We start from the raw sequence: 21507 nt of genomic DNA on the forward strand, positions 1-21507 counted from the left end.
GGCGATGATCACAAGAAATCGGCTGACGGCCGGGGTGTGCATAGCGCTGGCCACCCTGGCCGCCGGGCTCGGCACCGCGATCCCCGCGGCCGCCGACGGACCACCCGCCACCCCCGCCCCCAAGGTCGAACTCGTCCTCGACGTCAGCGGCTCCATGCGCACCCGCGACATCGACGGCCAGTCCCGGATGACCGCCGCGAAGCAGGCGTTCAACGACGTCCTGGACGCGGTGCCCGAAGGGGTCCACCTCGGCATCCGCACCCTCGGCGCCGACTATCCGGGCGAGGACCGCAAGGTCGGCTGCAAGGACACCAAGCAGCTCTACCCGGTCGGCCCGCTGGACCGCACCGAGGCCAAGACCGCCGTCGCCACCCTCGCCCCCACCGGCTGGACCCCGATCGGCCCCGCGCTGCTCGGCGCGGCCGACGACCTCGAAGGCGGGGACGGCACCCGCCGGATCGTCCTCATCACGGACGGCGAGGACACCTGCGGCCCGCTCGACCCGTGCGAGGTGGCCCGCGAGATCGCCGCGCGCGGAACGCACCTGGTCATCGACACCCTGGGCCTGGTGCCCAACGCCAAGATCCGCCAGCAGCTCACCTGCATCGCGGACGCGACCGGCGGCACGTACACCGCCGTCCAGCACAAGGAAGACCTCTCGCGCCGGGTGAAGCAGCTGGTGGACCGGGCGGCCGAGCCGGTCGTCACCCCGGTCGCCACCGAGGGGGCGGGGAACTGCTCCGCCGCGCCCGAGCTGAAGCCGGGCCTATACACCGACCGCCAGGTGATCGGTGAACACCGCTGGTACCGGGTCGACGTGCTGCCCGGCCAGGAGCTGCGCGCCTCGGTGAGCGTGGCGGCCGACCGGGCCGTCGACGACGACTACGGCGTCCTGCTGCGCGCGGTGACGGCCTCCGGACGCGAGATCGTCCGGGGCGAGGCGTCCGGCACCGGACGTACGGATGTGATCTCGTCCGGTCTCCGCTATCCCAAGGCGGAAGTGGAGGGCGGTGACGACGGCAGCGGCAAGCCCGCCGCCGAGACCGTCTGCCTCCAGCTCTCCAACGCCTTCTCCGCCCCCGCCTCGGTGAAGCGCACCCCGGGTCTGCCGGTCGAGCTGACCGTGGACGTGGTGGACGGAGCGGACCACGCGTCCGACGTGGCGGCCTTCGGCCTCGGCCGCGGCTGGTGGCTGCTGGGCGCCCTCGTGCTGACCGGACTGGTCGCGGGGCTGCTCTTCGGCTGGATCTCGCGCTGGCGCATCGCCGTATGGAGGACCAACTGATGGTGACGACGACTTCCCGCCGCGCCCGCACCCGTGGCGCGCGGCGCGCGTTCGCCGGAGCGCTGCTGGCCGGGCTGACCCTGTTCACCTCGGCGGGTGCGGCGGTGGCCGACGACCCGACGCCCAGCGCGAGCCCCGGTGACGAGGGCCCCGGCCCCACCGAGGCCGGCACCACGTTCCGTACGGCGACCGTGCTCCAGCAGGGGCAGACCGGCACCGCGCAGGCGTCAGCGGGCGACTACCTGTACTGGGTGTTCCCGGCCGACACCGGCCAGCGCGCCACCGTGCGGGCGACGGTCAGGCTGCCGCAGGACGAGGCGAAGCGCTCGGCCTCCACCTGGCAGATCGACGTGTACGACGGGCTGCGCCGCCGCCAGGCGTGCCAGTACGGCCACCAGACCCGCAAGGCGGCGGCCGACGCGACGGCGGTGGAGCTGTCCTGTGTGCTGCGCACCGTACGGTCCTGGTCCGAGCCGTGGGCCAACGACCCGCTGCCGGGCAGCTACTACGTACGCCTGACGGTCGTGAACCTCCCGGCCGACGAGCTGGGCCTGCCGTTCGAGGCCGAGGTGCGGGCCGACGTGGTGGACGCGGGCGGCGCCCACCACGTGGACGGCGCGCTCGCGGAGCCGCTGGTCCCGGGCATCTCGGTGACCGGCGCGTCCGGCACCTCCCAGGCCCGGGCCGCCGGTGGGCCGGAGGACGGCTGGGCCTCAGGCTGGTGGACGAGCCGCTGGCTCTGGACCATCGGCGGCGGGGTCCTCGCCGCGCTCGCGGGCGTGTTCGGCTACTCGCTGACGCGGGGCCGGGGCCGCCCGGCGCACGTACCGCACGGGGCCTGAGGGCCATACGGCCGGGTGGCGGCCTCCCTGCTCCTCGAAGATCCTGACCTGGACCGCTTCGAGACGGGGAGGCACGGCCGGTGTGGCAGTTCTTCGCGGACAACCCGTGGGTGACCGTGTTCGCGGTGATCACGCTCGGCGCGCTGCTCGGCATGGTGCGCTTCGGCCCGGTACGGCTGGGGGCGGCCGGTGTCCTCTTCGTCGGCCTCCTCGTGGGGGCGCTGGACGAGGACATCGCCGCCGCCGTACCGGCCGGGATCTCGGCGCTGGGGCTGGCCCTGTACGTCTACACGGTCGGCCTGGAGTCGGGTCCGGCCTTCTTCCGTGAACTGCGCGGCCAGCTCGCGGTGATGGCCGGGGCCGTGGTGGCGCTCGCCGTCACGGCGGTGGTGGTCGGCCTGGTCGGGCACGGCTGGTTCGGGATCAGCGGCCCGTTCCTCGCGGGCGGGTACGCGGGCATCGGGACGACCACCCCGGGTCTGGCCGCCGCCCAGGACGCCTCCGCCGACCCCACGCAGCCCGCCGTCGGGTATGCCATCGGCTACCCGCTCGCCGTCGTCATCACCATCATGTTCGTCGCGGCCGTCGCGGCCCGCCGCACCTGGACCGCCCGCCGCGACCCCGACTCGGGGCTGCCCGCCACCCTCGTCACCCGCACGGTCCAGGTATCCCGGGAGACCCGCTGGGCCGACGTCCCCGGGGTGGCGTCCCACCGGGTGCTGGCCAGCGAGTACCGCCCCTCCGGCGGAGCCGCCCGGGTCGCCCTGCAGGTGGACCGGCTCTCCCCAGGTGACCAGGTGGTCCTGGTGGGCGGCGAGGACGACGTACGGGCGGCGACTCAGGCGCTGGGGGCCCTGGCGCCCCGCCATCTGCTGGACGACCGCAGCGCGGTGGACTACCGGCGGGTGCTGCTCACCAACCCGGACCTCGCCGGGCACACGGTCGCCGAACTGGGCCTGGGCGAGAAGTACGGGGCCGTGGTCAGCCGGGTGCGGCGCGGCGACTTCGACATGCTCGCCCACGACGGCCTGCTGCTCCAGCTCGACGACCGGGTGCGGGTGGTGATGCCGCGCGAGCGGACGGGCGAGGTCACCGCGTATCTGGGCGACACGGAGGCGAAGGTCAGCGAGGTGAGCGCGGTCAGCCTGGGGCTCGGGCTGACCCTGGGCTTCCTCATCGGCATCCCCTCCCTCACCCTCGGCTCCACCACCCTCGCCCTCGGCACCGGGGCCGGTCCCCTGGTGATGGGCATGATCCTCGGCTGGCGCCGCCGCACCGGCCCCCTCGTCTGGGCCCTCCCCACCCGCGCCAACCTGACCCTGCGCCAGATCGGGCTGCTCCTCTTCCTCGCCGTGGTGGGCCTCACCTCCGGCTACTCGTTCCGCGAGAACGCCTTCTCCCTCTTCGGCCTGAAGCTGGCGGCCGTGCTGGCGATCGGCGCGGTGGTCAGCTACTCCCTGATGGTGCTGGTCGCCAAGGGGCTGGGGCAGAGCCGGGAGCGGACGATGGGGCTGCTGTCGGGCTATGTGGGCAACCCGGCGATCGTGGCGTACGCCAACAGCCGGGCGAGCGACAGCCGGATCAACAACGGGTACTCGACGCTCTTCGCGCTGGCCATTCTGGTCAAGATCGTCTGCATCCAGCTGATCGTGGGGCTCTGACCGTTCCAATCCGGTGGCCGTTGCGGCTACCTCGTCAACTCGCTTGCTCCGCACGGCCGATGGCGGATTTCCGGCCACGCCGGTCCGCCACCCTGGCGGAGTGGCGCCCTCATCACGTTCGATGAGGTTCGAACGATGGCGCGCCACCCATGGCGCATTCCAGGGAGCGGAGTCCTTTCGATGTCCACGCAGACCGGCCCGGCGCTCGGCACCACCTCTCCCGGCCCCGTGCCCGTACCGGGCCCCAGGGGGCTGCCGCTGCTCGGGAACCTGCCGCAGTTCGGGAAGAACCCCCTCGCCTTCTTCGAACTCTTGCGGGGACACGGGGACTTGGTGCGCTGGCGGTTCGGGCGCAACCGGTGCCTGTTCGTCTCGGACCCGGACCACATAGGCGAGTTGCTCACCGAGACGGAGCGCACCTTCGACCAGCCGAGGCTCGGGATCGCGTTCCGCACGGTGATGGGCGATGGCATCATCGTGGCGCGGGGCCGGGAGTGGCGCCGTAAACGGTCGCTGGTGCAGCCGTCGGTGCGGCCCAAGCAGGTGAAGTCGTACGCGGCCACCATGGCGGCCTCCGCCGTGGAGCTGGCCGACCGCTGGTCCGACGGTGAACGCGTCGACATCAAGCGGGAGATGGCGGCGCTGACGCAGAGGATCGCGGTGCGCACCATCTTCGGTGTGGACACCCCGGCGGACTCGGAGGCGATGGGCCGGGCGATGGATGTGGCCCAGGCGGAGATCGGCAAGGAGTTCGCCGGGATCGGGGCGCTGCTGCCCGACTGGGTGCCGACCCCCGGCCGGGCGCGGATCAGGAAGGCGGCCGCCGTCATCGACGCCGAGGTGGCGCGGGTGGTGGCCCGGCACCGGGACGGCGAGACCGAACGGCCCGATCTGCTCAGCCGGTTGCTCACCGCGGTCGACGAGAGCGGTGAGCGGCTGAGTGACGAGGAGATCCGCGACGAGACGGTGACCCTGTACATCGGCGGCCACGAGACGACGAGTTCGACCCTGGTGTGGGCGTGGTACCTGCTCTCCCGCAACCCCCGGGTGCGGGCCGCGCTCACCGAGGAGCTGGACCGGGTGCTCGGTGACCGGGAGCCGGGGATCGACGACTACGCCCAACTTCCCTACACCCAGGCCGTGGTGAAGGAGACCCTGCGGCTGTATCCGACGATCTGGCTGATCACGGGCGTCGCGAGGGAGGGGGCGCGGCTCGGCGGTATGCCGGTCGAGGAGGGGACCCGGGTGTGGAGCAGCCAGTGGTCCACACACCGGGATCCGCGGTGGTTCCCCGAGCCGGAGGAGTTCCGGCCGGAGCGCTGGGACGCGGAGGAGGGTGACGAGATCGCGGAGTACGCGTGGTTCCCGTTCGGCGGTGGGCCCCGGGTCTGCCTGGGGACCCGGTTCGCGATGGTGGAGGCGGTCCTGATCCTCGCCGTGCTGGCCCGGCGCTTCTCGCTGGACGTCGATCCGGGGACCGTGGAGCCCGTACCGAGTCTGACGCTCCAGCCGGACCGGGATGTGCTGGCCACCGTACGGGCGCGGTAGGGGTACGGGGGTGCCCGGTCCGCGAGACGGGACCGGGCGCCCCCTGCCGCCTCACTCCTGCGGCAGCCACTTCCTCCAGACCTCCGGGTGGCGCTCGATCCAGCGCTTCGCCGCCTCCTCGGGGGTGAGCCGCTGGGAGGCGATCATCTCGGAGACCTCGTTCTGGTGCTGCTCCGACCAGTGGAACTTCTTGAGGAAGTCGGCCGCGTCCCCGCCGCGCTCGACGAAGTCGGCGTTGAGGAACTTCTGCAGCGGCGTGGTCGGGTAGGCGCAGTCGATGTCCTTGGGGTCCTTGGCCGCGCACTCCTCGGTGTACTCCGGGAGCTTCACCTCGACCATGGGCACCTCGTTGAACAGCCACTGCGGCTGGTACCAGTAGCTGAGGAAGGGCTTCTTCTCCTTGGCGAACTGCTGGATCTGGGTGATCTGGGCCGCCTCGGAGCCGGCGAAGACCACCTTGTAGTCCAGGTCCAGGTTCTTCACCAGCGCCACGTCGTTGGTGACGTAGGAGGGCGAGCCGTCCATCAGCTGGCCCTTGCCGCCGCTCTCGGCCGTCTTCAGCTGGTCCGCGTACTTGTTGAGGTTCTTCCAGTCGGTGACGTCGGGGTGCTGGTCGGCGAAGTACTTGGGGACGTACCAGCCGATGTGGCCGGTGACCCCGAGGTCGCCGCCGCGGACGATGGTCTTCTTCTCGTCGACGTACAGCTTCTCCTGGTCGGGGTGGCCCCAGTCCTCCAGGATCGCGTCGACCCGGCCCTGGCTGAGGGCGTCCCAGGCCGGGACCTCGTCGGTCTGGACGAGGTCGACGCGGTAGCCCAGCTTCTCCTTGAGGAGCTGCTCGGCCACGGCGACGTTGGCCTGGGCACCGACCCAGGACTGGACGGAGAGGGTGACCGTCTTGACCCCGGCGGGGGCGGCGAACGGGGAGGCCTGCTTCGTCATGTCGGCGGCGCCACAGCCTGCCGTGGTGAGCAGGGCGGTGGCCGAGGCGAGCGCCACGAGCGGGCGGGTGCGGGAGCGGTTCATCTCAGCTCTCCTGTCGCTGGCGGCGGGCGGTGGGCTGGGTGACCCGGTCGAGCATCAGGCCCAGGCAGACGATGGCCGCTCCGGCGACCAGCCCGGTGGCCAGGTCGCCCTGGGCGAGGCCGAAGACGACGTCGTAACCGAGGGCGCCCGATCCGACCAGTCCGCCGATGATGACGACGGCGAGGACGAGCACGACCGCCTGGTTGACGGCGAGCAGCAGGGAGGGCCGGGCCAGCGGCAGTTGGACCTGGCGCAGCTGCTGGCCGGGGGTGGCGCCGAGCGAGCGGGCGCCCTCCATCGCGGCCGGGTCGACGCCCCGCAGCCCCTGGGTGGTGATGCGGACGACGGCGGGCAGCGCGTAGACGACGGCCGCCGCGGCGGCGGGGGCCCGGCCGACGCCGAAGAGGGCGACGACGGGGATGAGGTAGACGAACTGCGGCATGGTCTGGAAGACGTCCAGGACCGGGCGCAGCAGCTTCTCCAGCCGTGCGCTGCGGGCCGCGCCGATCGCGATGGAGAAGCCGAGGACCAGGGTGACGGCCACGGCGGCGATCACCTGGCTGAGGGTGTCCATCGACGGTTCCCACACACCGAGGACGCCGATCGCGGCCATGGCGAGGACGGCGGTGGCGGCGGTGCGCCAGGTGCCGATGGTCCAGGCGAGGGCGGCGACGACGAGGAGCACCGACCACCAGGGCAGGGAGGTGAGTCCGCTGCGCAGCGGGTTGAGGACGCCGCTGGTGAAGTGGGAGGCGAGGTCGGCGGTGCCGCCGACGACGGGGACCCCGGTGTAGAGGTGGTCGACCATCCAGTCCTTGGCGGTGTTGACCGGTCCGGCGATCGCCACGGTGACGTCGTCGGGCCAGACCCGGCCGTCGGTGAGCCGTCCCACGAGGGCGACGGCGGCGGTGACCAGGGCGGCGAGGCCCCAGCCGCGCCAACCGCGCAGGAGGGCCGGGCCGGTGGGCTCGGCGCCGATGCGGCGGCCGGCCGCCTCCGTCGTACGGTCCAGGACGACGGCGAGGAGCACGATCGGGATGCCGGCGGCGAGGGCGGCGCCCACGTCGACGGCGGAGAGCGCCTGGTAGACCCGGTCACCGAGGCCGCCCGCGCCGATCACGGAGGCGATGACGGCCATGGAGAGCGCCATCATGATGGTCTGGTTGAGGCCGAGCAGCAGCTCCTTGCGGGCCAGCGGGAGGCGGGCGGTGAGCAGCCGCTGCCTGCCGGTCGCGCCGAGCGAGGTGACGGCCTCCATGACCCCGCCGTCCGCGCCGCGCAGGCCGAGCGCGGTGAGCCGGGCCATCGGCGGAGCCGCGTAGACGACGGTGGCGAGGACCGCTCCGGGCACGCCGATGCCGAAGACCAGCACCACGGGGAGCAGATAGGCGAAGGCGGGCAGCACCTGCATGGTGTCGAGCACCGGGCGCAGGATGCGGAAGACCCGGTCGGAGAGTCCGGCGGCCAGTCCGAGGAGGAGGCCGAGGACGACGGAGGCGAGGACGGCGACGACCATCAGCGCGAGCGTCTGCATGGTCGGCACCCACATGCCGAGCAGCCCGCAGGCCAGGAAGGAGGCGGCGGCGGTGAGCGCGAGCCTGATGCCTGCGACCCGCCAGGCGACGGCGGCGGCAAGGACGGTGACCCCGGCCCAGCCGAGGGCCAGGAGGACCAGGTAGACGCCGCGTACGGAGAGCACGACGGCGTTGCTGATATGGCCGAAGAAGTAGAGGAAGAGCGGGTGGCTGTCCCGGTTGGAGACGATCCAGTCGGTGACGCTGCCGAGCGGCCCGGAGAGGTCGGCGGTGAGCGCGTCGGGCCAGGCCCCGCCGCCCCAGCGGCCGTGGACGAGGGGGACGAGGACGGCGGCGGCGAGCGCGAGGAGCAGCAGCTTCCCGGCCGCCGGGCGTTCGCGGAGGGCGGCGAGCGGCCCCCGGCCCGTGCCCGACCGGGCGGGGCGGACCGGGGTGGCCTGGGCGGTGGCCATCAGACGGTCACCTCGCGGGGGCCGTCGGGTGCGTCGGGGGCGGTGGGGCCGTCGGCTGAGGATGTTCCGGCCACCACGTCCAGCAGGCACGCGTGGTCGACGACGCCGACGAGCCGGCCGCCGTCCATCACCCGGGCGGCGGGGTCGCCGGAGCGGGAGACCGCCTCGATGGCCTCGGAGACCGTGGCGTCGGGGCGCACGGCCGGGCCGCGCTCGCTCTCCCCGGCGAGCGCGGGGCGCATGGCGGTGGCCACGGTGAGGACCTGCTCGCGCGGCACGTCCCGGACGAACTCGGTGACGTAGTCGTCGGCGGGCGAGCCCACGATCTCCTCGGGGGTGCCGAGCTGGACGATCCCGCCGTCGCGCATGAGCGCGATCCGGGTGCCCAGCCGCAGCGCCTCGCTCAGGTCGTGGGTGATGAAGACCATGGTGCGGCCCTCCTCGCGGTGCAGCCGGACCACCTCGTCCTGCATCTCGCGGCGGATCAGCGGATCCAGCGCGCTGAACGGCTCGTCGAAGAGGAGGACGGAGGGGTCGACGGCGAGCGCGCGGGCGAGGCCGACACGCTGCTGCTGGCCGCCGGAGAGCTGCGAGGGGCGGCGGTCCTCCAGTCCGGCGAGGCCGACCTTCTCCACCAACTCGGCAGCCTTGGAGCGGCGTTCGGCCTTGCTCAGGCCCTGGATCTCCAGGCCGTAGGCGACGTTGTCCAGCACCGTGCGGTGCGGCAGCAGTCCGAAGTGCTGGAAGACCATCGCGGTGCGGTGGCGGCGCAGTTCGCGCAGCCGGGCGCGGTCCATCGCGAGGACGTCCTCGCCGTCGATGGCGAGGGTGCCGCTGGTGGGTTCGATCAGCCGGGTCAGACAGCGTACGAGCGTGGACTTGCCGGAGCCCGACAGGCCCATCACGACGAAGACCTCACCCTTGCGGACGTCGAAGGAGACATCGCGGACGGCGGCGGTGCAGCCGGTGGCCTCGCGCAGTTCGGCGGGCGGGAGGGCGGCGTACTCGCTGCCGGGGATGCGGTCGGCCTTGGGGCCGAAGACCTTCCAGAGGCCGCGTACGGAGAACACGGCCTCCTCGGCCGTCTCGACAGGGGCCTCGGGGGCCTGGGTCGCGGTCATCGGGCATCATCTCCGGTGCTGGTACCAGTGGTCGGCGCGGCGTCGGTGGTGCCCGCCCCCTGTGCGAGGATTTCGGCGCACTTCTCGCCCACCATGAGGACGCCGATCATCGGGTTGACGGCGGGCATGGTCGGGAAGACCGACGCGTCCGCGATCCGGATGCCTTCGAGCCCCCGGATGCGCAACTGCGGGTCCACGACGGCCTCTTGGTCGTCGGTGGCGCCCATCCTGCAGGTGCCCGCCGGGTGGTAGACGGTGTGGGCGACCTTGCGGGCGTACTCGCTGATGTCCTCGTCCGAGGTGACCTCGGGGCCGGGGCAGACCTCGCGCTTCAGCCAGTGGGCGAGCGGTTCGGTGGCGGCGATCTCCCGGGCGAGCTTGATGCCGTCGACCAGGGTGCGGCCGTCGTGGTCGTCCTCGTCGGTGAAGTACCGGAAGTCCAGGGCGGGCTTGACCTCGGGGTCGGCGCTGGTGAGGTAGAGGCGGCCCCGGCTGCGCGGCTTGGGGATGTTCGGGGTCATCGACACCCCGTGCTCGGGCTTCTCGTAGCCGAGGCGCTCGGGGTTGTCGGTGAAGGGGATCTGGTAGAAGTGGAACATCAGGTCCGGGCCCCGGGATCCGGGGTCGCGCCGGACGAAGAGTCCCGCGTCGGAGTCCATCGCGGAGTTCTCCGGGATGGGCCCGTCGGTCTCCCAGACGATGACGGACTCGGGGTGGTCGAGCAGGTTCTCCCCCACGCCCGGCAGGTCGTGGCGCACCTCGATGCCGAGTGCTTCCAGGTCCTCGCGCGGGCCGATCCCGGAGTGCAGCAGCAGCCGGGGCGTGTCCACCGCGCCCGCGCAGACGATGACTTCACGGGCGGCGCGCAGCAGGATCTCCTCGCCGTCCTTCGTCCGGACGTGGACGCCGGTGGCGCGGGTGCCGTCGAACTCCAGGCGGTAGGCCCAGGTCTCCAGCAGGATACGGAGGTTGGGCCGGTCACCGGCCTCGATGTGCGGGTGGAGGTAGGCGACCGAGGCGGAGGAGCGCTTGTTGTTCTCGGGGTGGTAGGCGAGGTCGAAGAAGCCGACGCCCTCGTGGAACGGCTTGCTGTTGAAGCTCTCCACGCGCGGGACCCCGGCGGCCTGCTGGGCGGCGTCGACGAAGTCGCGGGCGATGGCGTTGCGGTCCTTCTCGTCCACCGGGACGATGTTGTTGCGCAGCCTGGTGAAGTACGGGTCCATCGCGGCCGCGTCCCAGCCCTCGGCGCCCGCCTCGGCCCACTCGTCCCAGTCGCCGGGGAGCGGCTTGAAGCTGATGAGGGTGTTGTGCGAGGAGCAGCCGCCGAGGACCCGGGCGCGGCTGTGCCGGATGTGGGAGTTGCCGCGCGGCTGTTCGGTGGTGGGGTAGTCGTAGTCGAGGTCGCCGCCGAGGAGGCCGAGCCAGCGGCGGAGGGTGAGGACGTCGTCGCGGTCGATGTCGGTGGGGCCGCCCTCGATGACGGTGACGGTGACGTCCGGGTCCTCGGTGAGCCGGGAGGCGATGACCGATCCGGCGGTGCCGCCGCCGACGATCACGTAGTCGGCCACGGGGCCCTCGGGGTCGGGGACGGCGGTGCTGCGGGGAGTGGGGGGCATCGGTCTCTGCTCCTTCTGCAAGGTTCGTGCGTGTGCGTGGTGCTGCGAACAGCCGGGCGGGGCCGGGCGGTTGCGGAAGGGCGGCCCGGCCCCCGCAGGCGTCAGCCGGCGAACCAGCGCTGGGGGCGCGGGTTGAGGTTCTGGTAGATGTGCTTGGACTCGCGGTACTCGGCGAGGCCGGTGGGGCCCAGCTCACGGCCGGTACCGGACTTGCCGAAGCCGCCCCACTCGGCCTGCGGGAGGTAGGGGTGGTAGTCGTTGATCCAGACGGTGCCGTGGCGCAGCCGTCCGGCGACCCGGCGGGCCCGGCCGGCGTCCGTGGTCCAGACGGCGCCCGCGAGACCGTAGTCGGTGTCGTTGGCCAGGGTGACGGCCTCTTCCTCGGTACGGAAGGTCTCGACGGTGAGAATCGGGCCGAAGGTCTCCTCGCGGACCACCTTCATCTCCCGGTGGCAGCCGTCCAGGACGGTCGGCCGGTAGAAGTAACCGCCTTCGGGGCGTACGTCGTTCGGCTTCGGGCGCTCGCCGCCGGCCCGGACGATCGCGCCCTCCTCGCGGGCGGAGGCGACGTACGCCTCGACCTTGGCGAGCTGCTGGGCGGAGACGAGGGGGCCGCACTCGACGCCGTCCAGGGTGCCCCGGCCGAGGCGGATGGCGTCGGCGCGGCGGGCCAGCTCGGTGACGAACCGCTCGCGGACGCTCTCCTCGATGATCAGGCGGGCCCCGGCGGAGCAGACCTGGCCGCTGTGGAAGAAGGCGGCGTTCAGCGCCTGGTCGACGGCGGTGTCGAAGCCCTCGTCGGTGGCGCAGGCGTCCGCGAAGACCACGTTGGGGTTCTTGCCGCCCAGCTCCAGGGCGACCTTCTTCACGGTGGGCGCGGCGGCCTGGGCCACCTTCGTCCCGCTGGCGAGGCCGCCGGTGAAGGAGACCAGGTCCACGTCCGGGTGCTCGGAGAGCCGGGCGCCGACCGGGTCGCCCGCGCCGGTGACGAGGTTGGCGGCGCCGTCGGGCAGCCCGGCCTCGGCGAGGAGCCTGATCAGGTGGACGGTGGAGAGCGGGGTGACCTCGCTGGGCTTGAGCACGAAGGTGTTGCCCGCGGCGAGGGCCGGGGCGATCTTCCAGCTGGCCTGGAGGAGGGGGTAGTTCCAGGGGGCGATCAGGGCGCAGACGCCGACGGGCTCGTGGACGACGATGCTGTGGACGTCGGGGTCGCCCGCGTCGACGACCCGGCCGCCGCTCTCGTTCATCACCAGGTCCGCGAAGTAGCGGAAGGCGCCTGTCACGTCGTCCACGTCGACCCGGCCCTCTTCGAGGGTCTTGCCGGTGTCGCGGCTCTCGGTGATCGCGATCTCCTCGCGGTCCCGCTGGAGCAGGTCGGCGACCCGGCGCAGCAGGGCGGCCCGCTCCGCGACGGGCCGGTGCGGCCAGGGGCCGTCGTCGAAGGCGCGCCGGGCGGCCGCGATCGCCGCGTCGGTGTCCTCGGTACCGCCCTCCGCGACAACGGCCAGGACGGTGGCGTCGGCAGGGTCGAGGATCTCGCGGGTCGCGCCTGAGGCGGCGGCCCGCCAGGTGCCGTCGATGTGGATGGTGCTGAGCGCCGACATGTCGTGTTTAGCCTTCCGTACCCGAAATGCCCCCGCCGGTTCGGCCGGGGGCGTCCTGCGCGGTGGACCGGGGTACGGCCACACCAGCGGACGGGGCCCCTCCCCCGTCCGCCGGAATGTATGCCAAGAATTTAACTCTGCGTGATGCACCTCACTCGGGCACGACGCCTCGCGATGCCCCGGGCACGGTGGGCGCGGCCCGCCGGAAGGCCCGGTCCCGGTCGCGGAGCAGGCCCTCGGGCCCTGCCGACCGGAGCACCACGTCGAGGGCGCGGCAGGGGTCGGCGGCGTACACGTTGCTGAACCACGCCATGTTGGCCTCCACCACGGCCCAGCTCCCGGGCCCGGCGGGCGGGACCGTGCGGCCGACGTCCAGGACGACGGCGCCGGGCAGGGTGGCCCCGCACGCCTCGACGAGCCGCCGGGCGAAGGCGCGTACGGCGGGCTCCTGCGGGTGTCCCGCCAGGGGCGCCGCGTCCAGCAGCCCATGGACGGCGTACCGCGAACCGGTTCGGATCTCCCCGTCGAGCAGGAAGAGCCGGAACTCCTCCGCCCACGTCACGACCGAGCTGACCTGGACCAGAGGGTCCCCCACCACGTCCGGCAGCTCGGCCCCGCTCCCGTACACCGCGGCCGGGAAGCTCTTGTCGGTCGGCGGCTTCGCGAAGAGCGGGCCCGGGAGGCGGCGGGCCCCGGAAAGCGGCAGGCGGCGGACGTGCCGCCCGGTGAACGCGTACGGCAGCCCGTCCAGCCACCCGTCGTCCGGCTCCAGCAGCGCCACCCCGAGCGGCCGGGCCACCCGCGCGGCGAAGTGCGGGCCGCCGTAGTAGTGCGCGTCACCCCGTCCCGCGTACGGCTCCGGCACCCCGCCCACGGGCAGGACGGTCACCTCCATCCCACGCCCCCGCGCCGCGTCGGCCAGGAGGGCGGCGGTGGTGGAGCGGTGCGGGGCGAGGGCGAGCAGACCCGGCCGCGGGGACAGCATGCGTACGCGTACGGGGACGGGCTCAGCCCAGCAGGACCGGGAAGGCGGCCATGTCGTTCTGGGTCATCACCGGCAGCTTGGTGATCTCCGCGTCCGGGACGGCGAGCCGCAGTCCGGGGAAGCGGCCGAAGAGCGCGGGCAGCGCGATGCCCGCCTCGACGCGGGAGAGCGCGGCGCCGGGGCAGATGTGCGGGCCGTGGCCGAAGGTCATGTGGCGGTTGCGGGTGGGGCGGGTGATGTCGAAGGCGTCGGCGTCCTCGCCGTGCTGCCCGGTGTCGCGGCCGATGGCCCGGTAGGAGATGACGACCCCTTCGCCCTTCCTGATCACGGTGTCGCCCACGGTGATGTCCTCGGTGGCGAACCGCATCAGCAGATGCGTGGTGGGCGTGTCCCATCGCAGGGTCTCCTCCACCACCGCGTCCCAGCCGACCTCGCCGGCCAGCACCTCGGCCAGCTGATCGGGGTGGGCGAGCAGGGCGCGTACGGCGTTGAGGATGAGGCCGATCGTCGTCTCGTGCCCGGCGGCGACCATCGCCTTCAGATTGCCGACCACCTCCTCCTCGGTGAGCGGCTCGCCGCCCTCCTCGGCCAGGATCAGCGCGCTGGTGAGGTCGTCCGTGGGGTGGGCGGTCTTCTCCCGGACGAGCTCGGTGTAGAAGACGTCCAGGTCCGCGAGGAGTTTGAGGCGTTCCTCCTGCGGGGTGAGCATGGAGAAGAACGCTTTGTACTGCCGGGTGAGCATCGGGTGCTGGGCCTCGTCGACGCCCATCAGCATCCCGACGACCTTCATCGGCAGCGGCTGGGCGAAGACCGCCTTCAGGTCGACGACGCCGTCCGCGTCCCGGGCCGCCTCCAGGTTGTCCAGCAGCTCATCGGTGAACTTCTCGATGGCCGGGCGGATCGCTTCCAGTCGGCGCGGGGTGAGCGCCTGGGAGGTCTTGGTGCGCAGCCGCCGGTGCTCGGCGCCGTCCACGGTGAACATGGAACGCCCGGCGTCGATCATGCCGATGAGCGGCCATGCACGTGTCACCACTCCGGTACGCCAGAGTTCCCAGGCCTCGATGTCCTTCACCAGCCGCTGGTCGACGAGGAGTTGACGCGCCTCGGCGTGCCGGGTGACGGTCCAGGCGGGGACGCCGAGCAGCTCGATCCGGGCGAGCACCCCGGCCTCGCGCAGCCGCGCGGTCTCCCCGTCCAGGTCCTGGACCATGGGGTCGATGGTGATGGCCCCGGCGCTCCGGTCGGCTTCTGCGGCCCGGTCGGCCGCGGCGTGCGGGCAGTTCACAGCGCGTCTCCTGTCGTGCGTACGGGGGTGAAGCGGACGGGCAGCGAGGTCGTCCCGCGCAGGAAGGCGGAGGGCCTGCGCACCAGCTCCGTCGCCGGTACGGCCAGTTCGAGGTCGGGGAGCCGGTCGAGGAGGACTTCGATGCCGGTACGGGCGATGATCTCCGCGATCTCCTGGGCGGGGAAGGGGCAGCGGTACTCGCCGTGGCTGAACGCCATGTGGGCGTTGTTGCCGCCCTGCCCGGAGCGGACCAGCAGGTCCGTGACCTGCTGGCGGATGTGGGGATCGCCGTTGGCGGCACCGAGGCCGAGGAGCAGCATGTCGCCGCGGACGATGTTCTGTCCGCCGAGCCGGGCGTCGCGCGCGGCCCACCGTCCGGCCAGGATCTGGGTGGGGGCGTCCTCCCAGAGCACCTCGTTCATGGCCTCCGCGACGCTGTGCCGGCCGCCGGAGAGGGCGTCCGCGAACTGGTCCTCGGTGAGCATCAGCCGGGTGGAGTTGCTGATCCAGTCGGCGGTGGGCAGGTGCCCGGCGGCCGTGACAGCCATGAGGTCGAGGGCGTACTCCTCGTCGGTGAACGGCTCGGGGTGGGCCAGCATCCGCGAGGTCACGTCGTTGCCGGGGTGCGCCCGCTTGGTGGCGACGAGCCGGTGCATGTGCTCGCCGAAGCGCAGGTGCGCCTTCTGGGCGTCGGGGCCACCGTCGGCCAGGTCCTTGAGCACCCGGGCGATGTCGGCGCCCTCGTCGTCGGGGAAGCCGACGAGCCGGGCGAGGACGAGGACGGGGAGCGGCTCCGCGAACTCCGCGACCAGGTCGGCGGTGCCCCGGCTGCACACGGCGTCGATGAGCCGGTCCGCCAACTGCTCGCAGTGCTGCCGGATCTCGAAGGGGTCGGCCTCTTCGAGCGCGGGGACGACCATGTCGGCATGGCGGCGGTGCTCGGCCCCGGCGGTGAAGTAGATGGAGGGCATGGGGGTACCCACCATGGGGAGCAGCGGCCAGTCGGCGGGGATGTTCTCCCACTGGTTCCACAGGGAGACGTCCCGGGGGAACAACTCCCCGTCGCTGGTGACCTGGTGGAGTTCGCGGTAGCCGATGACCAGCCAGGCGGGGAAGCCGCCGGGCAGCTCGACGGGGACGACGGGGCCGTGGTCGCGCCGCATGGAGCGGTAGAGCGCGTGCGGTTCGGTGTGGAAGCCGGGTCCGCTGAGCGGGACGGCTCCGGTGCCGAAGTTCATGGGGCAGCCACCGCCCCCACCGGCCGAGGGCGCGGGCGTGGCGGGCGAGGGGTTCGTCATCGTACGGACTCCAGTGGCGACGGCTTCGCGCGTTGCGACCATACGATCAACGCGGCACCACTATAAGGAGCTTCTGTGAATCGGCGGGGCGGAATCGAGACCTTTTCCGCCCGCTCCCGGCCAGGTTGCTTCGCCGCGCCGATCGCTTCCGTACGACATCTGCGCAGGTTTGATCACAAGATCGACATCGGAGCCGCCGACTCCGGTTCGGGGGCGGCTACTTCCGGGCTCGGGGGCGTCAGCTTCCGGCCCTGAAACGGCTGCTTCTTGTTCAGGGACGGCTGCCGGGGGCGCCCTGCTCGGTGAACGCCACCTCGATCCGCCACTGCCCGGTGCACAGGGTCAGACCGTCCGTGAGGTCCTTCGCCCGGTCCGCGTCGGTCAGCCAGAGGTTGACGGCCGAGCCGAGCAGGATGGGGTCGAGCGGGGAGCGCCGGGCACCCCAGGACCGTTCCGTACGAGCCTCCAGCAGGCGCCCGCCGCGCAGCCGGACCAGGCAGCGGCTCTCGTCCAGCCGGGCCACCAGCACGTTCAGGTTCTCGTACCGGACGGCGGCCTCGGCCACCCAGTCCAGGGCGGCCACCTCGGCGTCCGCCGCCGTCCGCGCCAGCACCTCGGCCGCGTCGGGCCAGTGCGGGTGGTTCTCCTCGGTGGTGACGGCGTAGAAGCCGAGGGCCTCGGTGTGGTGCCCGGCCACCAGGGGGCGGCGCTGGAGGTCGACGGTGCCCCCGGCGTCATGGGCCCCGGTCACGTCGTACGCCGTGGCGGCCGTCCGGCGCACCGGCTCGGGGGCCGGTACGGGCAGGGGCAGGGGTGCCACGTCCGGCACCACGACCCCGCGCCGGGCGAGGAACGCGTACATCCGCGCCCGGGTCACCTCGCCCGAGGTGTCGACCGAGGCGAGCTGCCGGTCCACGACGGCCCGCAGCCCCGCCGGGTCGTGCCCGCGGGCCGCCGCCAGCAACTGCGCGTACACATCACCGTCGGGATCCAGCCGCGGCGCCCCCTGCCCGAACGCGGCGGCGGGCGACCGGGGGTCCAGCTCGTCGAGACCGGTGGCGGCGAGGAGGGTGACCCGGTCGGCGGCGGCCGAGTAGAAGGTCGTACTGCCGTGGTCACCGACCACCCAGTCGCTGGCCACCACCGCCGCGCGCCACCCCTCCTCCGGCGGGATGATCATGAGCCCCGCGTCCATCGCGGCGCCCAGCCGCTCCAGCACGCCCGGACGGCTGTGCCGGGCCCAGACGTTGGGGTGGAAGACGGCCGCCACGGCGAACTCGTCCACCGGGAGCGAGGTCATCAGCCGCAGCGGCAGCTCCGGATGGCGGCCGAGCAGCGAGTGCCGGCTCCAGGTCGAGTGGATCACCACCAGCCGCCGTCCGTCGACCGCGCCGAGCCGCGCCCGGTAACGGTCTCGGTGCTTCATGCTCGCGGTGATCCGCTGGAAGCACCAGTCACCGACGGCCAGGGCGTACGGAGCGGCCTCGGGGCAGGTCTCGGCCAGCCGGTCGATCTGATCCTGGTGCGAGACCCCGATCGCCTCCGGGACGACCTTCCCCCGCCACATCAGCTCCCGGCGCGAGAGCCCCACCGGAGAGAACGTGTCGCCCGTCGACTCGGTCACGAGCCGGTTGTACCCGGCGCCGTGCGGCAGCACCATCAGCGGCGCGTTCAGCCGACGCATGGTCGGGTGGACCGAGCAGCTGACCGCCAGGTCGAAGGAGCGGCGGGTGGCCTCCTTCCAGCTCAGCACCTGGACGCCGAGCCCGGCCAGATAGGCGTCGAGCCCGTCCGCGAACGCCGAGCCGGGGTTGACCGTGTAGTACTTCTCGATCCCGTCCTCGGGGCGCAGCAGGTGCATGACGTCCAGCACCCGGGTCGCGGAGGTGAGCGTCCGGGCCACCCCGAGCACCTCCGCCTTCGGCGGGTCCCAGGTGTTCCACCGGTCGTGGCCGGGCCGGGTTCCACGGCGCGACCGGAACCGGGCGGACGTACGGCTGAGCAGCGACGGCACCGAGGACAACGCGTGGCTCCGGGGGAAGGTGGGGACAAGGAGAAGGGTAGGCGGAGGCTCAGGCCGTCGGCGCGGCCGGTGGCCTCAGTCCCATGGTCCGCCGCAACGCGCCGAGCTTCTCCTCGCAGGCGACCCGCAGCGGCCGGTCCTCGGCCCGGTCCGCGAGCGCGGTGAGCAGTTCGAGCGCCTGGTCGAGCTTGGCGAACTGCTTGAGCCCGGCCGCCGCGTCGGCCGCGGCACCCGCCGCGGCGACCGCCCGGTCCAGCGAGCCGAGCCCGGCGAAGGCGTGGGCCCGTACGAGGTCGATCCGGGGCAGCATGGGTTCGTCGCCGGTGGTCCGGGCGGTCTCCGCCGCCTCGTCCAGTACGTCGAGGGCGTCGGCCCACCGCTCCCCCGCCACCAGCGCCTGGGCCACGTTGTAGCTCTGCACGACGATGCCGTGCGGGTCGGGGACGGCCCGGTTGGCCGCCAGCGCGCGTTCGAACAGCTCTCGCGCCTCCTCGGCCCGCTCCCGCGCGGCCCCGGGCGACTCCTCCGACCGGCCGCGCGCCAGGGCGATCAGCCCACGGCTCTCCTGGACGACCCCGCTCAGCCGCGGGTCACCGGCCAGCCCCAGGAGGTCCGCTGCGGCGTCGAGCTGGGACTCCGCCCGGTCGAGGTCGCCCAGCTCGTAGGCGGCCCGGGCGACCTGGTTCCGCATCCGGATCTCGACGTCGGGGCGCGCCTCGTGCTGGGCGGCCTCGATACCGAGGAGCCCCGACTCGACGCAGTCCGCGAGGTGTTTCCGGCTGTGGTAGAGCGCCCACAGCGACTCGCAGAGCCGCCACACGTCCTCGTACCAGCCTTCGTCGGCGGCCGCCCGGACGGCGGCCCGGAAGTTGGCGCGTTCGGCGTCGAGCCACTCCAGGGCATCGGGCCTGCCGGTGAACAGCGTGCCCCGCGCGGCGAGTTCGGAGAGCGGGCGGACCGGCGGCGGCTGGATCCTGAACCGGTCGCCCAGCACCAGCGCGTCGCCGTGGGCCGCCGCGTCGGCGTAGAAGTCCACGACGAGCCGCAGGACGGCGCGCCGCCGCTCCTCGGGCAACGCCCGTGCGCGCAGCCGGGCATGGGCCCGCACCACGTCGTGCAGTCGGTAGCGGCGGGGCCGGTCCGACGACTCCACCAGGACCGCGAGCCGGCAGGAGAGCAGCTCACCGAGGCCCTCGTCGACCTGGGTGGCGCCGGTGGCCGTCAGCAGGTCGGCCGTGGCCGTCGTGCCGGGCAGGACGCCCAGGAGGTCGTAGAGGTGCCGGGTGTGGCCGGAGACTCCCGCCACCACCGAGTCCAGCACCGTGTCGACGGCCTCGCCCACCCCGCCCTCCTCGGTCCCGCCGCCCGCGCCCATGGCCATGCCCGTCGCCTCACGTACACCGTCGTCACCCGTTCCGTACCGCCCGGCCGTCAGATCGCGCACCACGTCGTCGAGGGTCAGCTGCGGCCGGGCCGCCAGCCACTCCAGCGCGGCCCGCAGCGCCAACGGGTGCCCCGCGCAGAGCCGTACGACATCGGCGGCCTTCCCCTCGTCCGCGTCGGCGTGCCAACGGCGTACCAGCTCCGTCCCCGCCGCCCCGTCCAGCGGAGCGACATCGATGAGCACGGCCCCGTCCATCAGCAGCGACGGCAGGACCCGGCGCCCGGTGGCCACGAGCAGCCCCTGCGGCGGGACGAGCGCCCTGACCTCCGGGGCGTGCTGGACGTTGTCGACCTTCACCAGGAGGCGGAGCGTGGCGGCGACGCTGCGGAAGAGCGCCGTCCGTTCCGCGAGTCCGCCGGGCACGTAGTCCTTGTGGACCCTGAGGGCGCGCAGGAACTCCCCGAGCACCGCGGCGAGGTCGACCGCGCCGTCCCGGCGGTGGTCCGCCAGGTCGACGTAGAGCTGACCGTCGGGGAAGAGCCGGTGCAGCTCGCGCCGGACGGCCTGGGCGACGAGCTGCGTCTTGCCGACCCCGCCGACCCCGACCACCAGCACGACCCCCGGCTCCGGTCCGGCGGCCAGGGACAGGGCCGCGTCCCGCAGATCGGCCAGCTCCTTCGTCCGGTTGACGAACACCCGGCTGGGCATGGGTCCCTGGCTCGGCGGGACGTCCGGCGGGGGCGGGGGCAACTGGATGCCCTCGATGTGCTGGGCCATCAGCAGGGGCCCGACGATCACGGCGTCCCCCGACACCGTGTTGTGCGTCGATGACACCGTGTCGTGCGTCGATCCGCCGCCGTCCGTACCGAGGCCGTTCAACCCGTCTCCTTCCGCCGGTGCGCCGCCCCACCGAGGTGAACGCGCCGGTTCCCTTCCCGGCTTCCGCGTTCCGGAACCCGCCCCGGCCTCGCACTGTAGCCCCGCTCTACGATCGGAGGCGTGTGCGCAGACGTCATAGTCGCCGAGGACGACGAGAAGCAGGCCGAACTCATACGCCGCTATCTGGAACGGGAAGGACACGCCGTACGGATCGTGGGCGACGGGCTCGCCGCGCTCGACGCCGTCCGGCACCGGGAACCCGACCTGCTGGTTCTCGATGTGATGATGCCTCGGGCGGACGGTCTCGACGTGGTGCGGGTGCTGCGGGCCGAGGCCCGGGAGCTGCCGGTGCTGATGCTGACCGCCCGGACCACCGAGGACGACCTGCTGCTGGGGCTCGACCTCGGCGCCGACGACTACATGACCAAGCCGTACAGCCCGCGTGAGCTGATGGCCCGGGTGCGTACGCTGTTGCGCCGCGCCCGCCGTCCGGGCGGTGCGGCACCGGTGGCCGAGGACCCCGTCCTGCGGGTGGGCGGCCTGGTGGTCGATCCGGAGCGGCACGAGGTGACGGTGGACGGCGAGCCGGTGGAGTGCACCCGGGGCGAGTTCCGGATCCTGGCCGCGCTGGCGGCCGGTCCCGACCGGGTGTTCAGCAGGCAGCGGCTGCTGGAGGAGCTGCACGGCTTCGACCGCTACATCAGCAACCGGACGGTCGATGTGCACATCATGAACCTGCGCAAGAAGATCGAGCCCGCTCCCCGGCGGCCGGTGCGCCTGCTCACCGTCTTCGGCGTCGGCTACAAGCTGACCGACCCGGACCGGGCCGGGACGAAGGCCGCACGGCATGCGTAGGGGCCGGGAGGCCGGTACGGACAGCGTACGTAAGGGCCGCGAGGCCGGTCCGCACCGCGTGCGTAAAGGCCGCGAGGGAGGCCGGGCCCGCTCCCGCTCCCGGGTGCC

General features: G+C 73.0%; 15 protein-coding genes. 5 read left to right on the forward strand and 10 right to left on the reverse strand.

What is annotated here, in order from left to right:
• Positions 1 to 4: 4 nt before the first annotated feature.
• The 4 genes from DJ476_RS03310 (at position 5) to DJ476_RS03325 (ending at position 5336) form a co-directional block, all read left to right on the forward strand.
• Positions 5 to 1285 (forward strand): VWA domain-containing protein, encoded by a 1281-nt coding sequence (locus DJ476_RS03310; protein ID WP_103417152.1) that lies wholly within the window; start codon positions 5 to 7, stop codon positions 1283 to 1285.
• Positions 1285 to 2127 (forward strand): hypothetical protein, encoded by an 843-nt coding sequence (locus tag DJ476_RS03315; protein ID WP_112489790.1) that lies wholly within the window; start codon positions 1285 to 1287, stop codon positions 2125 to 2127. Before DJ476_RS03310 ends, DJ476_RS03315 begins: the two co-directional genes overlap by 1 nt.
• 80 nt (positions 2128 to 2207) lie before the next feature.
• A complete protein-coding gene (locus DJ476_RS03320) occupies positions 2208 to 3788 on the forward strand; it encodes an aspartate:alanine exchanger family transporter (protein WP_112489791.1) in 1581 nt (526 codons plus the stop codon).
• 180 nt (positions 3789 to 3968) lie between these two features.
• On the forward strand, positions 3969 to 5336 hold the full coding sequence (locus DJ476_RS03325) for a cytochrome P450 (protein ID WP_103417149.1): 1368 nt from the start codon (positions 3969 to 3971) through the stop codon (positions 5334 to 5336).
• Between the two features lie 51 nt (positions 5337 to 5387).
• On the opposite strand, the gene DJ476_RS03330 is transcribed toward DJ476_RS03325, so the two are convergent.
• From DJ476_RS03330 to DJ476_RS03375, 10 genes are all read right to left on the reverse strand, one after another.
• Positions 5388 to 6362, reverse strand: a complete 975-nt coding sequence (locus tag DJ476_RS03330) for an ABC transporter substrate-binding protein (protein ID WP_103417148.1) — start codon at positions 6360 to 6362, stop codon at positions 5388 to 5390.
• Between the two features lies 1 nt (position 6363).
• Entirely contained in the window at positions 6364 to 8349 is a 1986-nt protein-coding gene (locus DJ476_RS03335) for an ABC transporter permease (RefSeq protein WP_103417147.1), read from the reverse strand.
• Entirely contained in the window at positions 8349 to 9470 is a 1122-nt protein-coding gene (locus DJ476_RS03340; RefSeq protein WP_103417146.1) for a quaternary amine ABC transporter ATP-binding protein, read from the reverse strand. Before DJ476_RS03340 ends, DJ476_RS03335 begins: the two co-directional genes overlap by 1 nt.
• Positions 9467 to 11086, reverse strand: a complete 1620-nt coding sequence (locus DJ476_RS03345) for a GMC family oxidoreductase (RefSeq protein WP_103417145.1) — start codon at positions 11084 to 11086, stop codon at positions 9467 to 9469. Before DJ476_RS03345 ends, DJ476_RS03340 begins: the two co-directional genes overlap by 4 nt.
• 101 nt (positions 11087 to 11187) lie before the next feature.
• Positions 11188 to 12690, reverse strand: coding sequence for an aldehyde dehydrogenase family protein (locus DJ476_RS03350; protein WP_112489792.1), 1503 nt, complete (start codon positions 12688 to 12690; stop codon positions 11188 to 11190).
• 151 nt (positions 12691 to 12841) lie between these two features.
• Complete coding sequence (locus DJ476_RS03355) at positions 12842 to 13675, reverse strand: ATP-grasp domain-containing protein (RefSeq protein ID WP_181006446.1); 834 nt, start codon at positions 13673 to 13675, stop codon at positions 12842 to 12844.
• A gap of 22 nt (positions 13676 to 13697) precedes the next feature.
• Positions 13698 to 14960: a cytochrome P450 family protein gene (locus tag DJ476_RS03360; protein ID WP_103417143.1), complete on the reverse strand. Its 1263-nt coding sequence runs from the start codon at positions 14958 to 14960 to the stop codon at positions 13698 to 13700.
• Positions 14957 to 16258 (reverse strand): cytochrome P450, encoded by a 1302-nt coding sequence (locus DJ476_RS03365; RefSeq protein WP_103417142.1) that lies wholly within the window; start codon positions 16256 to 16258, stop codon positions 14957 to 14959. Before DJ476_RS03365 ends, DJ476_RS03360 begins: the two co-directional genes overlap by 4 nt.
• Positions 16259 to 16529: 271 nt before the next feature.
• On the reverse strand, positions 16530 to 18281 hold the full coding sequence (locus DJ476_RS03370) for a hypothetical protein (RefSeq protein WP_112489793.1): 1752 nt from the start codon (positions 18279 to 18281) through the stop codon (positions 16530 to 16532).
• A gap of 49 nt (positions 18282 to 18330) precedes the next feature.
• Positions 18331 to 20544, reverse strand: coding sequence for a regulator (locus DJ476_RS03375; protein ID WP_112489794.1), 2214 nt, complete (start codon positions 20542 to 20544; stop codon positions 18331 to 18333).
• 120 nt (positions 20545 to 20664) lie between these two features.
• Here DJ476_RS03375 and DJ476_RS03380 point away from each other — a divergent pair, with 120 nt between their 5' ends.
• Positions 20665 to 21399 carry a response regulator transcription factor gene (locus DJ476_RS03380; RefSeq protein WP_208853469.1) on the forward strand — a complete coding sequence of 245 codons (735 nt, stop codon included), beginning with the start codon at positions 20665 to 20667 and terminating at the stop codon, positions 21397 to 21399.
• Positions 21400 to 21507 lie beyond the last annotated feature (108 nt).

Origin of the sequence: Streptomyces bacillaris, assembly GCF_003268675.1 — a bacterium.
In the GTDB taxonomy this organism is placed as follows: Bacteria; Actinomycetota; Actinomycetes; order Streptomycetales; family Streptomycetaceae; genus Streptomyces; species Streptomyces bacillaris.

Coding starts and splice junctions, on each gene's coding strand:
- DJ476_RS03315 (WP_112489790.1), top strand. CDS start 1,285: ATGGTGACGACGACTTCCCGCCGCGCCCGCACCCGTGGCGCGCGGCGC.
- DJ476_RS03340 (WP_103417146.1), bottom strand. CDS start 9,470: ATGACCGCGACCCAGGCCCCCGAGGCCCCTGTCGAGACGGCCGAGGAG.
- DJ476_RS03325 (WP_103417149.1), top strand. CDS start 3,969: ATGTCCACGCAGACCGGCCCGGCGCTCGGCACCACCTCTCCCGGCCCC.
- DJ476_RS03330 (WP_103417148.1), bottom strand. CDS start 6,362: ATGAACCGCTCCCGCACCCGCCCGCTCGTGGCGCTCGCCTCGGCCACC.
- DJ476_RS03310 (WP_103417152.1), top strand. CDS start 5: ATGATCACAAGAAATCGGCTGACGGCCGGGGTGTGCATAGCGCTGGCC.
- DJ476_RS03355 (WP_181006446.1), bottom strand. CDS start 13,675: ATGCTGTCCCCGCGGCCGGGTCTGCTCGCCCTCGCCCCGCACCGCTCC.
- DJ476_RS03350 (WP_112489792.1), bottom strand. CDS start 12,690: ATGTCGGCGCTCAGCACCATCCACATCGACGGCACCTGGCGGGCCGCC.
- DJ476_RS03345 (WP_103417145.1), bottom strand. CDS start 11,086: ATGCCCCCCACTCCCCGCAGCACCGCCGTCCCCGACCCCGAGGGCCCC.
- DJ476_RS03335 (WP_103417147.1), bottom strand. CDS start 8,349: ATGGCCACCGCCCAGGCCACCCCGGTCCGCCCCGCCCGGTCGGGCACG.
- DJ476_RS03365 (WP_103417142.1), bottom strand. CDS start 16,258: ATGACGAACCCCTCGCCCGCCACGCCCGCGCCCTCGGCCGGTGGGGGC.